The 12,363-nt window shown below is 68.8% G+C and carries 13 protein-coding genes; 4 read left to right on the top strand and 9 right to left on the bottom strand.

Annotated elements, in window-relative coordinates:
• Window positions 1–107: 107 nt before the first annotated feature.
• On the top strand, window positions 108–968 hold the full coding sequence (locus EV645_RS07665; protein WP_130441122.1) for a DUF559 domain-containing protein: 861 nt from the start codon (window positions 108–110) through the stop codon (window positions 966–968).
• Window positions 969–1,079: 111 nt separating this feature from the next.
• Here EV645_RS07665 and EV645_RS07660 read toward each other — a convergent pair whose 3' ends face one another.
• Window positions 1,080–2,753, bottom strand: coding sequence for a DNA repair helicase XPB (locus tag EV645_RS07660; RefSeq protein ID WP_479684494.1), 1,674 nt, complete (start codon window positions 2,751–2,753; stop codon window positions 1,080–1,082).
• 18 nt (window positions 2,754–2,771) lie between these two features.
• The gene (locus tag EV645_RS07655; RefSeq protein ID WP_157997025.1) at window positions 2,772–3,272 is read right to left on the bottom strand and encodes a P-loop nucleotide/nucleoside kinase family protein; all 501 of its coding nucleotides are present in this window, start codon (window positions 3,270–3,272) and stop codon (window positions 2,772–2,774) included.
• 82 nt (window positions 3,273–3,354) lie between these two features.
• Between EV645_RS07655 and EV645_RS07650 the strand changes: the two genes are divergently transcribed.
• Window positions 3,355–3,765 carry a DUF4259 domain-containing protein gene (locus EV645_RS07650; protein WP_157997024.1) on the top strand — a complete coding sequence of 137 codons (411 nt, stop codon included), beginning with the start codon at window positions 3,355–3,357 and terminating at the stop codon, window positions 3,763–3,765.
• Here the strand turns inward: EV645_RS07650 and EV645_RS07645 are convergent, their stop codons facing one another.
• Genes EV645_RS07645 through EV645_RS07635 form a run of 3 tightly spaced genes read right to left on the bottom strand, consistent with a single transcriptional unit; the run spans window position 3,766 to window position 7,363 of the window.
• Entirely contained in the window at window positions 3,766–6,048 is a 2,283-nt protein-coding gene (locus EV645_RS07645; RefSeq protein ID WP_130441114.1) for a helicase-associated domain-containing protein, read from the bottom strand.
• A gap of 2 nt (window positions 6,049–6,050) precedes the next feature.
• Window positions 6,051–6,584 carry a kinase gene (locus EV645_RS07640; protein ID WP_130441112.1) on the bottom strand — a complete coding sequence of 178 codons (534 nt, stop codon included), beginning with the start codon at window positions 6,582–6,584 and terminating at the stop codon, window positions 6,051–6,053.
• Entirely contained in the window at window positions 6,581–7,363 is a 783-nt protein-coding gene (locus EV645_RS07635; protein ID WP_130441110.1) for a GNAT family N-acetyltransferase, read from the bottom strand. Before EV645_RS07635 ends, EV645_RS07640 begins: the two co-directional genes overlap by 4 nt.
• A gap of 104 nt (window positions 7,364–7,467) precedes the next feature.
• Between EV645_RS07635 and EV645_RS07630 the strand changes: the two genes are divergently transcribed.
• Window positions 7,468–8,235 carry an alpha/beta fold hydrolase gene (locus tag EV645_RS07630; RefSeq protein ID WP_130441108.1) on the top strand — a complete coding sequence of 256 codons (768 nt, stop codon included), beginning with the start codon at window positions 7,468–7,470 and terminating at the stop codon, window positions 8,233–8,235.
• On the opposite strand, the gene EV645_RS07625 is transcribed toward EV645_RS07630, so the two are convergent.
• Window positions 8,222–8,599, bottom strand: coding sequence for a DUF427 domain-containing protein (locus EV645_RS07625; protein WP_130441106.1), 378 nt, complete (start codon window positions 8,597–8,599; stop codon window positions 8,222–8,224). The genes EV645_RS07630 and EV645_RS07625 overlap by 14 nt on opposite strands.
• Before the next feature lie 29 nt (window positions 8,600–8,628).
• On the bottom strand, window positions 8,629–9,675 hold the full coding sequence (locus EV645_RS07620; RefSeq protein ID WP_130441104.1) for a saccharopine dehydrogenase NADP-binding domain-containing protein: 1,047 nt from the start codon (window positions 9,673–9,675) through the stop codon (window positions 8,629–8,631).
• An 86-nt stretch (window positions 9,676–9,761) separates the two neighbouring features.
• On the opposite strand from EV645_RS07620, the gene EV645_RS07615 reads away from it, so the two are divergent.
• A complete protein-coding gene (locus EV645_RS07615; RefSeq protein ID WP_130441102.1) occupies window positions 9,762–10,334 on the top strand; it encodes a TetR/AcrR family transcriptional regulator in 573 nt (190 codons plus the stop codon).
• Here EV645_RS07615 and EV645_RS07610 read toward each other — a convergent pair.
• Window positions 10,299–11,075, bottom strand: a complete 777-nt coding sequence (locus tag EV645_RS07610) for a metallophosphoesterase (RefSeq protein WP_242000265.1) — start codon at window positions 11,073–11,075, stop codon at window positions 10,299–10,301. The two genes, EV645_RS07615 and EV645_RS07610, sit on opposite strands and share 36 nt — an antisense overlap.
• A 19-nt stretch (window positions 11,076–11,094) precedes the next feature.
• A complete protein-coding gene (locus tag EV645_RS07605) occupies window positions 11,095–12,330 on the bottom strand; it encodes an Nramp family divalent metal transporter (protein ID WP_130441098.1) in 1,236 nt (411 codons plus the stop codon).
• Window positions 12,331–12,363: the final 33 nt, after the last annotated feature.

Here is a 12,363-nt window from a genome sequence, read left to right as displayed (position 1 = left end):
TAGTCAGCGGAGCCTGCATTGGCCCCTCGGGCCGGTTAGGTCCTGTCGAGCTTGTCCCTGTGGATAAGCCAAAGCAGCACCCGCCCCACCTAGGGCACCATCCTCGGATGGAATCGGTCGGTGAGGTCCTCGCGCGTCTTGGCGGTTGGACGACGCGGGCCGAGCTGGTCGGGGCGACTTCCCGCCGGGCCGTCGAAGCAGCGCTCGAGCGGGGTGAGATTCAGCGGATCGCCCTGGGGATCTATGCACTACCGGACCTTCCGGCCGACGAGGTGGCCGTGCTGGCGTACGACGGAGTCCTCTCGCATGTGAGTGCTGCTAAAGCACTGGCGCTTCCGTTACTGGTGACACCGCAGAAGCCTCACGTCGTCGTCCCGCCCAAGCGGCACCCACGTCCGGGACCGCCCGCCGTCCTGCACTGGGCCGACACCACGTCCGAGGAGCGTCGGAACCGGATCACCTCACTGCCGCGGACCGTCCTTGACTGTTGTCGTATCCTCCCGTTCCCCGAGGCGTTGGCCGTGGCGGACGCAGCCCTCGCCACCGGCCGGCTCAGCCAGGACGAGCTCGTTGCTGCCACTGCCGCGATGCGTGGTCACGGCTGCCTGAACGCGCGCAGGGCAGCCGCCGCCTCGACCTGCCTCTCGGACAGCTTCCTCGAGTCGATGCTCCGGGCGCTTCTGATCAGTGCGGGCATCGACGGCTTCGAACCACAGGTTCTGGTGACCCACGGGACGTTTCGGGCCAGGGTTGATCTCGGACACCGGAAAGCGCAGTTGGCGTTGGAGGCAGAGGGCTTCGAGTTCCACGGATCCCGGAGTGACTTCGCCGCTGACTGCCAGCGGTACGACGAGTTGGTGGCGGCCGGCTGGCTCGTACTCCGATTCACGTACGAGCAGGTCCTCGGAGACCCTGCCTGGGTCGTCGCGACTGTCCGGGCCGCGTTGGCGCGGCGTCTTGCCGGCTGACTCCGTACAACCTCGACAGGAGATGTCTCCCCAACCCGACCTGGTTCCGCAGGTGTCGAGCGGACCGATCAACTGCTGCCCCGACACCTCCTGTCGACCTTGCACATCACCTCACGCAAAGAGGTTCTCTGCGTCCACGATCGTGTAGGCGTAGCCCTGTTCGGCCAGGAAGCGTTGGCGGTGGGCGGCGAATTCGGCGTCGATGGTGTCGCGGGCGACGATGGAGTAGAAGCGGGCGGTGCGGCCGTCACCCTTGGGGCGGAGGACCCGGCCCAGGCGCTGGGCCTCTTCCTGGCGGGAGCCGAAGGTGCCGGAGACCTGGATGGCGACCGACGCCTCGGGGAGGTCGATGGAGAAGTTCGCGACCTTGGAGACCACCAGCCGGTTGATCTCCCCGGTCCGGAAGGCCTGGAACAGTCGCTGCCGTTCCTTCACGGTCGTCTCGCCCTTGATCACCGGGCACTCCAGGCGCTCGCCGAGCTCGTCCAACTGGTCGATGTACTGACCGATGACGAGCAGCGGCTCACCCGCGTGGTGGTCGGCGATCCGTCGTACCAGCCGCGACTTCGCCGGCGTGGAGGCGGCCAGGCGGTAGCGGTCCTCGGGCTCGGCGGTCGCGTACACGAACCGCTCGGTCTGCTCGAGATCCACCCGGACCTCGATGCAGTCGGCCGGCGCGATCCAGCCCTGCGCCTCGATGTCCTTCCACGGAGCGTCGTACCGCTTCGGGCCGATCAGCGAGAACACGTCGCCTTCGCGGCCGTCCTCGCGGACCAGCGTCGCGGTCAGACCGATCCGGCGCCGGGTCTGCAGGTCGGCGGTCATCCGGAAGATCGGCGCGGGCAGCAGGTGCACCTCGTCGTACACGATCAGGCCCCAGTCGCGGGCGTCGAACAGCTCCAGGTGCGTGTAGACGCCCTTCCGGCGCGTCGTCATCACCTGGTACGTCGCGATCGTGACCGGCCGGATCTCCTTGCGCGCACCGGAGTACTCGCCGATCTCCTCCTCGGTCAGGCTGGTCCGTCGGAGCAGCTCGTCCTTCCACTGCCGTGCGGACACGGTGTTGGTGACGAGGATCAGCGTGGTCGCGGACGCCTGCGCCATCGCGGCCGCGCCGACGATCGTCTTGCCCGCCCCACAGGGCAGTACGACGACACCGGAGCCGCCGTGCCAGAACGAGTCGACCGCCTGCTGCTGGTACGGGCGCATCTCCCAGCCGTCCAGCTTGAGACCGATCTTGTGCGCCTCGCCGTCGACGTATCCGGCCAGGTCCTCCGCGGGCCAGCCGAGCTTCAGCAGGGTTTGCTTGAGGTGGCCGCGCTCCGACGGGTGCACCAGCACGGTGTCGTCGTCGATGCGTTCGCCCAGCATCGGCTTGACCTTGTTGCTGCGCAGCACCTCCTCCAGCACCGGCCTGTCGGTCGTCACCAGCACCAGTCCGTGCTGCGGGTGCTTCTCCAGCCGCAGACGCCCGTACCGGTCCAGTGTCTCGGCGATGTCGACCAGCAGCGAGTGGGGGACCGGGTAGCGGCTGTAGCGCAGCAGTACGTCGATCACCTGCTCCGCGTCGTGCCCGGCGGCCCGCGCGTTCCACAACCCCAGCGGTGTCAGCCGATAGGTGTGCACATGCTCCGGCGCTCGCTCCAGCTCGGAGAACGGCGCAATAGCCTTCCGACACTCGTTGGCCTCCGCATGCGCGGTCTCCAACAACAACGTCTTGTCCGACTGCACGATCAGTGGACCGTCTGTCACCCGTTGCTCCTCAATCTCGCCCCGACCTTCCATTGTGCCTGAGCGGTCAATTCACAGGGCAGCGGTCACAAGCTCGGCCTGTTTCCGGGTGCTCCAGGTGGCATCGAGAACCAGTGCGTCTGTCGGCGGCTGGAACCGCCGCTGCACGCGCTGCAGCACCTTGTCGGACAGCATGTGCCGGTCCGGTGCGGCAACAGCCGCACTACGCCGGGCGTCGAGCAGCTCCTGGTCAGCGGCTAGGTACACGACCAGATGGCGCATCCCGCGCGCTGACGCGAAGTCTCGCCAGCGTTGGCGGTCGCGCTCACTCGGATTGACCCAGCTGAGGACGACAACCTCCGCGCCACTCTGCGCGATCCTCACCTCCGCCTGACGAATCGTCTCCGGCCACTCCGCCATCGGTACGCCGTCTTCGATCCTGAACCCGCGCTCGCGGTTGATGTGGTCCAGCTCGACCACGGTCGCGCCTTCTTGTTCGAGCGCTCGAGCCAGCGTCGTCTTTCCGCAGTACGGCAATCCGGTCAGGACTATCAGCAAAGGACCGTCTGTCACCCGCAGCTCCTCAGTCTCGCCCCGACCCTCGATTGTGCCCGAGCACACCAACGAAGAACCGGCGGCTGTAAATTGCGCTGCCATGGGAGCTTGGGATGCGTCAGTGTTCGGCAACGACGTCGCAGCTGACTGGGTGGGGAATCTGGCCGAGGGCGGCACGGCGGAACAGGTCGAAGAGCTGCTGCGAGATGTAGCCGGCCTCGGGGCTGACGAGTACTTGGAAAGCGGTCCGGGAGCCGAGGTGCTGGCTGCAGGTGAGCTGGTTGCGGCGGCGTTGGGGCGTGGGTTGCCTGCTAGTCCGTACAGCGAGGCAGGACTCGCGTGGGTGGCGCAGCACCCGGAGGTGGTCAAGCTGCAGGACGTGGCGAAGGCGGCCGTCGGGCGAGTTCGTACCGGGGAGTCGGAGCTGCTCGAGCTCTGGCAAGACGCCGAGCTGACTGACTACGAGGCCTGGCAGGCAGCGGTAGCTGACTTGCTGACCCGGCTGGGCTGACTACTCCACCGCCCTCGCCGCGGAGATTCGGTGGAGGGCGTAGGTGCGGGGGTTGTCGGTGGTGTCGTCGTAGGCGGTGAGCCAGCCGTCGGCGACGCGGACCGGTTCGACGATGCGTTCGGACGAGGTGCCGTTGTGGTCGACGTACGCGATCCAGGTGCGGCTGTGGGACTCCGCGGCGTTGGTGAGTACGGCGATGGTCTCGGCGGGGGCCGCCGGTTGGACCAGGCCCTGGTCGCCGGGGCGTTCGGCGGCGATGCGGTCGCCGGCGCGGACCTTCTCGATGACGGCCTTCACCTGGTCGTCGGTCAGGTCGAACGCGCTCTCGTTGAAGTCCCTGCTGGTACGCCGGCGTGGCGCCTCACCACGTCGCGGCGTACCGGTCACATGCAAAGCCCCGTCGAACGTCTCCGCGAGCGGCGCCAACCCGGCGTCGCGCAGTCGGCTCAGCACCATGTCCGGCGGGGACGGCGACACCACCACAGTCGGCGCCAACCGACGGAAGCGGACACCGGGCAGGTTCGAGTTGAGCAGCTGGGTCAGCACGGTCTCGTCGTCACACCGCAGGTACGTCGACGCCGTGCCGAGTCGCAGTACGCCGTGGCGTCGCGCCACGTCGTCGATGAGGTAGCTGAGGGGCTGCGGCACCGGAGTACGCGAATGCTCGACCAACCAGGCGTGCAGCTGCTCCGCGGTACGGCCGAGGTCGAACGCGCGCCGCACCGAGTTCTCACTGAACCGATAGACGCCCGCGCCACCATCCGACTCGACATCCGCCATTGCGGACAGCTCGTCCTGCACAACGCGGACCAGCGGACCAGGAGCGATCGCAGTGAGGTCTGCCTGCAGCAGGACCTCCGACACCGGCTCCGGCATCAGCGGACTGATCGCCTCGGCCAGCTCATCAGCAGTTGGCTCAGCACCTAAGAGCGGTTGCGCATGACTCGCCATCGCGCCCAGCCCAGTCAGACCGAGCAAGGCCGCCTCGGACACGCTCCACTCGACCAGGTCGTCGCGGAACTGCCCGCCACGCCGAGGGCGATGCCACGCGACCCACGTCACCACAGTCTCCGGAGCAGGCGCAGTGCCCGCACCAGCTCCGGCTAGCGCCTGCAACGCCAGCACGCGGATCTCCGGCGCTAGCAATCGCTCCAGGTCCGGAGCCAGTGCGTTGATCAGCCGCTCTCGCGCAGCCGCCGTGCCAGCGCCACTGTCCCGCCGTCCGATCAGTCCGATCGCTCTGAGCCCGGAGAACCAGGCAATGACGAGCTGGGCCCACCGATGCGCGAGGTCCAGCTCCAGCCAGTCGTCGTAGGCGCCGGTGGGCAACCACAGCTCGCTGGTTCCAACCTCTACCGCTGCAACGAGTCCAGCGGCGTATGCGATCTCCAGCACCGCTGCGGTGTTGTGCTCCTCCGCGCCGATCTTCCCGGCCACGCTGCGCAGCTCACGGACACCAATGCCACCAGTCCGCAGTACAGGCGGCGGCTCGGTTCCCAGCTGCTCCAGCGCTCGGTCAACCAGCCGAACCAGGTCGAGCGCGGCGCCCGCGGCAGCCCGGTCGGCAATCGCGGCCGACACCTTCTTGCCGTCCAGCGGCGGCGGCGCGGGCCTGGTCGACGCCAGCACACGTCCGCCGCGCAGATGCAGCCCGATCTGCCGCGGCAGTACGACGGTGTTCGGATCCTTGGGTACGACGAGGCCGCGCGCCAGCAACCGCTCTACCGGCGTACGGGCAGATGCGATCGTCACGGGACGCTCGGCCTTCTCCACAGAACCGGTCGGCGGGCCCCAGGTCAGCTTGTCGAGCACAGCGCGCGCATCCGGACCGGCCTCGTCGATCAGCTTGTCCAGATCACCGAAGTGCCGCGTGGTGATCGGACCGAGGCCGGCAGGTGTCGGACCGAGCAGCTCGTGTACCGCACGGATCGGCCGCAGGTCGTCCTCGGTGCCCCACACCAGTGCGAGGTCCAGGAGCTCGGTCACTCGCGGCCGGACTACCTCCACCGGCTGATCCACACCCCGCGCCAACGACTCCAGGTCGACCGGCTCGGGTAGTGCGGACAGCGACTCCAGCAGGTCCACACCGAACTCGTCCAGGCGGTTGACCGCCCGCGCAGCCGACGCGTTGCTCGTCGCGCGCGCTGCCAGCTGTCCGGTGTCAGCAGGAATCGGCAGCGCCAGATCGGGCCGCCGTCGCAGCAGCTCACCGAGCCTGGCGTCGTCCCACGACCGTAGCGCCTCAGCGAGGGTACGGGGGCGGGTCGGCTCGGTAGTGCTCATCCCTACAACGGTACGGCCCCGGCGGTCTCTACCCCAAGGTCGGTCAGGATCTGGCCCACGGTTTGGTCGAGTGTGCTGTCCGGACCGATCACGGTCTGCTTGACGCCGTCCAGCAGGTCCCGCTCGCGATACCACTCCCGCATGGCCTCGACGCTGAACTCTCCGGCCAGCTCCCGTGTGGCATGCCGGACTGCGGTCTCCTCGAACGGGATGTCGAAGTAGTAGTGCAACGTGGTGCCGAGATGGTCGTCCGTCAGCCGGCGGAGCATGTCGCCGTACCGGCCGGCGTGCATGATGCCTTCGAGCACCACGTCGTACCCGTGGTCGAGCGCGTAGCGGGCGTTCAGATCGATCAGTCCGATGTTCACGCCGCCGGGGAGGTCGTGCTCGCGCAGCAGGATGCGGCGGAGGTGGTCCTGCTCGACCCACGCCGTACCGCGGCCGAGGCGTTCGCGTAGTGCCTTTGCCGTGGTGGATTTGCCCGAGCCCGAGTTCCCGCGCAGTACGACGAGGCGCGAGGTCGGACTGCCCGTCACTCCGCTGCCCCAGCGCTCCCGATCCGGTGGAATCCGACCCGCTCGTAGACGGCTGCAACGGCGTCGGACTCGGCCGACAGCAGCACCAGATCCACTCCGTTGGCGAACGCGTGCTCGACCAGCTTCGACGTCACGGCCGCACCCAGACCGCGGCGGCGCGCCGACGGGAGCGTGCCGACGCCGACGATCTCCGTGGCGGAGTCGACCGGCTGGTGCGTTCCGCTGGCGACCATGCCGTCGTCGGTGAACGCTCCGGCGCTGACCGAGATGCCCCGGCGCGCCCGGTCCTGCAGCGTCGCCACCATCTTGTCGGCCGTCTCGGCCGCAGCGGCGTCCCGCTCAGCCGCGCCGGCGGTGCCGACCGCAGTACCCGGGTCGCTGAACGCCAGGTTGGCGACCGCACGACACTGCCGGATGACGTCCTCGTCAGCAGACAGGATCTCCAGGCGAGCATCCGCTACTACAGGCCGGAAGTCGTCGCGCTCGAGCACCAGCAACGGATGCTCGACCACAGTGAGGCCCGCAGCAGCTGCAGCCGGTCCCAGCGACGGACAGGTGTCCACGACCCACTCGAAGCTCAGCGGGATCTCCAGCTCAGCGCAGCGTTCGCGTACGAGCTCGACATCGTCCGGCTTGATCGTGACGCCGGAGCCCGGCACAGGACGCGCGTAGTACGGCCACACCGTCGTACTGCGGAAGAGGGTGAACGGTCCTACCTGTTCGGCGACTGCACCGGACAGCGGGACGCTATGAAGGTAGGTGTCGACTCTGGTGATCATCGCCAGGCAGTGAATCACCCAGACCGGTCAACCGCCAGTGGATATGTCGAAAGCTGCCCATCGGCTCCGACGTCACACCGTCGACACCACATTGGAGGACAAACATGGAGACAGTGACGTCTGCGGACGGTACGACGATCGCCTACGACCAGCTGGGCAGTGGCCACCCGCTGGTCCTGGTCGGGGGAGCGTTGTGCGACCGGCAGTCGCTCCGGCCGCTGGCCGATGTACTGGCGAGCGCCTTCGAGATGGTGACGTACGACCGGCGCGGTCGCGGTGACTCCGGCGACGGTACGCCGTACGCCGTGCAGCGCGAGGTGGACGACATCGCGGCGCTGGTGACAGCTCTCGGCGGCACGGCGGCCATCTACGGCCACTCGTCCGGCGCTGGACTCGCAGCGATCGCAGCGAGCACCGGGCTGCCGTTCACGCACGTCATGCTGCACGAGCCGCCGTACGGGCCGGACGACGTCGATCCGTCGGACGACGGCGAGCAGGTGCTCGAACTGATCCGCGAGGGGCAGAACCGGGAGGCGGTCGAGCTGTTCCTGATGATGACGGGCATGCCGAAGCCGGACGCGCTCGAGTACGCCCCGAGTGTCGCGGACCGCGCGCCCACGCTCGCGTACGACTTCGCGGTGATGGACCACGGCCTCGCCGGCACCGGTACTCCGGTCGAGCTGCTGCGCGCGATCAAGCCGGAGACACTCGTGCTCGCCGGAACCGCGTCAGCGCCGTTCATGGTCGACGCGGCGCACCGGATCGCAGCGATCCTGCCCGCGGCCGAACTGGTCGAGCTCGCGGGCCACCACCACGTCGTACCGCCGGAGCTGCTCGCCCCGGTGCTCACCGACTTCGTCAGTCGGCGATGATCTCGATCGACACCTTGTCGGGGTAGAAGGCGACGTGCTCGCGGATGTCCGCGACCGCGTCGTACGGCTGCTCGTAGGTCCAGACCGCGTTCACCCCGTCCGCTCCGGCCGGGAGGACGCTGTAGTACGACGCGTCACCCTTGTACGGGCAGTACGACTCGTGGTCGGTCCGCTCGAGCTGCGTGAGGTCGACGTCCTTCCGCGGGATGTACTGCACCGCGGGATAGCTGGCCTCCTGCAGCGACAGCGCGTCGTGCGTGTCCGCGATCACCTGGTCGCCGACCTTCACGACCACACGATCCGGGTTCTTCCCGACGGTGATCGGGTGATCCGGCCCAGGAATCTTCACAGTCTTGTCCGCCATACCTGCTGACAACCCCGGCCGCCGCGAGGTCATTCCCAGGAGATCGTCGCCCCGGCCGCTTCGGCGAGTTCGTAGCCGAATGCACAGGCCGGTGTGAATGCACCGCGCCGGCCTTCGCCCCGGGCCAGCCGTACGGCGATCTCGGCGGCAGCGTTCGAGGTGAAGTCCATGGCGTCCCCGGCCCGCAGCCACCCCTCGCGTGAGGTGCCGTCCGCCCACGTCACGACCGCATGACCCCAGGAGTATTCCCGCGGACGCGGCGCCGGCTTCGCCTCGATCCCCGCCAACCGGCGTACGGCGAACCGTCGGAGCGCCGGAATCCTCAGCAACGAGCCGACCAACGGCAGCACCGCCCGCACGACCGGTGCCGTCGGCATCAAACCGGACGTGGAAACCACTGCGGGCGCACCGCTCGACAGGTGAGCCGCGAGCAGCTCGCCCGTCGGAGCCCCGGCTGACTTCGCTGTCTGGCCGTCCGGCAGCGCGTGCTCCCGAGGATCGGCGGCGAGTCGTGTCGGGATCATCCGCCCGTCCTCGAACCGAAGTCCGCCGCTTGTCAGACCAGACACGATCGACTCCGCCAAAGCCTCGCCCAACCGCCCGCCCTCGATCGCCACCGACGGCAGCGCATCCACCCGCACCTCGCTCGGCGTCGGTCGGTCCGCGCACAGACTCGATACGACCGCCTCGGTTCCCAGTACGCCGAACCCCGCGCCCGTCACGAACGTGCCGCCTGCCGCGGCGGCCTCCTCGTGCAACGCCAGCAGCCGCGGCATCGCGACGAGATCGTTGGCCAGGTCAACGTAATGTCCACCCGGCAGGCACGCGCGAGCGATCGGTACGGCGGTCTCGGCGTACCCGCCGATGGTGTTGACGACGACCGCCGGCCGGTGACGCGCGATCGCGCCGGGCAGGTCGTCGGTCACAAGCACGTCGTCCAGCCCGAGGTCGGCCGCGGTCTTGTCGAGTCGATCCGCGTTCCGTCCGACCAGCACCGGCGTACCGCCGCGGGCGGCGACGCGAGTGGCGATCTCGCGGCCGGTCCGGCCGGTCGCGCCAAGAATCCAGATGGTCATCAGCTCTCCCAGTGACGTCTCAGGGTGTCATCATCGACCGTAGCACGATTGATGACACTGTGGGACGTCACGCTAAGCTCGGGTTCATGGCGCGATGGGATCCTGGTGCGGAGGAGCGGCTGCGCAAGGCCGCCCTCGAGCTGTACGCCGCGCACGGGTACGACGCCGTGACCGTGAACCAGATCGCCGAGCACGCCGGCCTGACCCGGCGCTCGTACTTCCGCTACTTCCCGGACAAGCGCGAGGTCCTGTTCGCCGGCTCGGAACGGCTGGCCCCGGCCGTCGTCGAGGCGATCCGGGCCGTCGATCCAGCGGTCGCCCCCTGGCCGGCGGTGCTCCAGGCGGCCGAGGTCATCGGTGCGCAGTTGGCGGAGATCGCCCAGAACTCCGACGTACGGCGTGCTGTCATCGCAGCCAGTCCGGAGCTGCAGGAGCGGGAGCGGACCAAGCTGGCCGCTGTCACCGACGCGCTGCGCGGCGGCCTCGAGGAGCGCGGGCTGTCGACCGAGGACGCTGCGCTGATCGCGGAGGTCGGGTCGGCCGTGTTCCAGAACGCCTTCAGCCGCTGGATCGACGGCGGCGGGCAGCAGACCTTCCGGTCCTGCCTCGACGCCGTGGTCGGCTCACTCCGCGGTGAGCTCTTCCAGCTCGACGACTAGGCACGGTCCGCCGTCGAACGCGCCGCCGTCGATGCCCAGCACGAGACCGTCGGCGTACAGGAGCGGGTCGGTCAGGTACTGCGGGTCGATGCCTAGCTGGTCGGCCACGATGCTGTGACCGTGCACGATCCGCTGACCGCCGAGGTGCTGCAGCATGATGCGCGCGATCTCCGGCCCGCCGTCACCGCGGAACGCGTACCGCGACGTCATCCGGCGCCAGATCTCCCACCACACCTCGATGTCGTCGGAGTGCAGCTCGGTGCTCGCTGCGGCGTTGATGGCGTCGATCGAGTCGCCCCACTCGATGTACTCCGCGGTGTCGGAGTGCATCAGCAGGTGGCCCGCGTCGAGGGCGAGCATCGGCCGGTCGAGCAGCCAGTCGGTCTCGTCGTCGGTGAGCAGCTCCTGGTCGCGGTCCTGGCCGCCGTTCAGGGCCCAGGAACGCTCGAAGCTGCGCAGGGTGATGCCGTCGTGCGGTACGAACGTGTCGTCGAACTTCCGCATCCCGAGCGCGAGGATCTCGTGATTCCCGAGCAGCATCTCGATCGCGCCGTCCGGCGCCTGCTCGATCAGGCCGCGGACATACCGCAGTACGCCGATGCCGTCCGGGCCGCGGTCGAAGAAGTCGCCGAGGAACCACAGCCGGGCGTCCTCGCCGGCCCAGTTGCCGTCGGCATCGGTGAGGCCGGCGTCCCGCAGCGCGGCGGTCAGTTTCTCCGGGTGGCCGTGGATGTCGCTCACGGCGAACACCCGGGTCACGTCATCCCCGAATGGTCAGCACGATCAGTACGACGTTGAGGGCCGTGACGGCGGTCGCTACCAGGCATGCCGCGAGAGTAGTCGCCCAGCGGTTGACAAGGTTACCCATGACGCGCCGGGATGCGGTCAATCTCACCAACGGCCACAGCGCGCACGGGATGCCGAAGCTCAGGACCACCTGCGAAACGACCAGCGCGCGGCTCGGGTCGATGCCGATCGCGAGGACCGCCAGGGCCGGGATCAGCGTGATCAAACGGCGGGCCGCCAGCGGGACACGGCGCCGCCAGAAGCCGTCCAGGATCACGGAACCGGCGTACGTCCCGACCGAGGAGGAGGCGAAACCGCTGGCCAGCAGGGCGAGCGCGAACAGCAGGGCCGGGAGCTGGCCGAGGCGGTCGCCGATCGCGAGATGGGCCGCGTCGAGCGAGTCGGCGCCGGTGCCCTTCAACGCGGCCGCGGCCAGGACGACCATCGCCAGGTTGACCGCGCCGGCCAGCGCCATGGCGATCGCCACGTCCAGCCGGGTGGCACGCAGTACGCGGGATTTGCCTTCCTGGGAGCGGATGCTCTTCCAGTGGCGGTCGGTGACGAGCGCGCCGTGCAGCCAGATCGCGTGCGGCATCACGGTCGCGCCGAGCATGCCGGCCGCGAGCACGAGCGACTGCGTCCCGTCCAGGCGGGGCACGAGGCCGCCGACCACGCCGCTCGCTGACGGATCCGACTTGGCCGTCGACACCACGAAGCCGATGAGTACGACGGCGAGCAGGCCGATGATCGCTGCCTCGAACGGGCGTTGGCCGCGCTTCGATTGATAGATCAGCAAGCCGAACGACACCGCGCCGGTGATCGCGCCGCCGAGCAGCAGCGGGATCTTGAACAGCAGATTCAGCGCGATCGCACCGCCGACGACCTCGGCCAGGTCCGTCGCGATCGCCACCACCTCGGCCTGCGCCCACAGCCCGGTCGACGTCGACCGCCGGAAGTGGTCACGGCACAGCTGCGGCAGGGTCCGCCCGGTCGCGATGCTCGCCTTGGCCGCGAGATATTGCACCAGGACGGCCATCAGGTTGGCGCCGACGACCACCCAGCAGAGCAGGTAACCGTACGTAGCGCCGGCCGCGATGTTGGTCGCGAAGTTGCCCGGGTCGACATACGCAACGGCCGCAACGAAGGCCGGTCCGAGCAGTAACAGCCCGGACCGGCTCAGTTGCCGTCGGAGCGGCGCCGGTGCGTACATGAGAGCAGTCTCCCTGACGGCACCGACAACGCA

Origin of the sequence: Kribbella rubisoli, from assembly GCF_004217145.1 — a bacterium.
Lineage (GTDB): Bacteria > Actinomycetota > Actinomycetes > Propionibacteriales > Kribbellaceae > Kribbella > Kribbella rubisoli.
Note: the sequence above shows the minus strand (reverse complement) of the source record. Positions and strands in the feature narration are given on the sequence as shown.

Excerpts from the sequence above, each read along its gene's own strand:
- EV645_RS07665 (WP_130441122.1), top strand. The coding sequence starts at position 108 with ATGGAATCGGTCGGTGAGGTCCTCGCGCGTCTTGGCGGTTGGACGACG.
- EV645_RS07660 (WP_479684494.1), bottom strand. The coding sequence starts at position 2,753 with ATGGAAGGTCGGGGCGAGATTGAGGAGCAACGGGTGACAGACGGTCCA.
- EV645_RS07650 (WP_157997024.1), top strand. The coding sequence starts at position 3,355 with ATGGGAGCTTGGGATGCGTCAGTGTTCGGCAACGACGTCGCAGCTGAC.
- EV645_RS07645 (WP_130441114.1), bottom strand. The coding sequence starts at position 6,048 with ATGAGCACTACCGAGCCGACCCGCCCCCGTACCCTCGCTGAGGCGCTA.
- EV645_RS07635 (WP_130441110.1), bottom strand. The coding sequence starts at position 7,363 with ATGATCACCAGAGTCGACACCTACCTTCATAGCGTCCCGCTGTCCGGT.
- EV645_RS07630 (WP_130441108.1), top strand. The coding sequence starts at position 7,468 with ATGGAGACAGTGACGTCTGCGGACGGTACGACGATCGCCTACGACCAG.
- EV645_RS07625 (WP_130441106.1), bottom strand. The coding sequence starts at position 8,599 with ATGGCGGACAAGACTGTGAAGATTCCTGGGCCGGATCACCCGATCACC.
- EV645_RS07620 (WP_130441104.1), bottom strand. The coding sequence starts at position 9,675 with ATGACCATCTGGATTCTTGGCGCGACCGGCCGGACCGGCCGCGAGATC.
- EV645_RS07615 (WP_130441102.1), top strand. The coding sequence starts at position 9,762 with ATGGCGCGATGGGATCCTGGTGCGGAGGAGCGGCTGCGCAAGGCCGCC.
- EV645_RS07605 (WP_130441098.1), bottom strand. The coding sequence starts at position 12,330 with ATGTACGCACCGGCGCCGCTCCGACGGCAACTGAGCCGGTCCGGGCTG.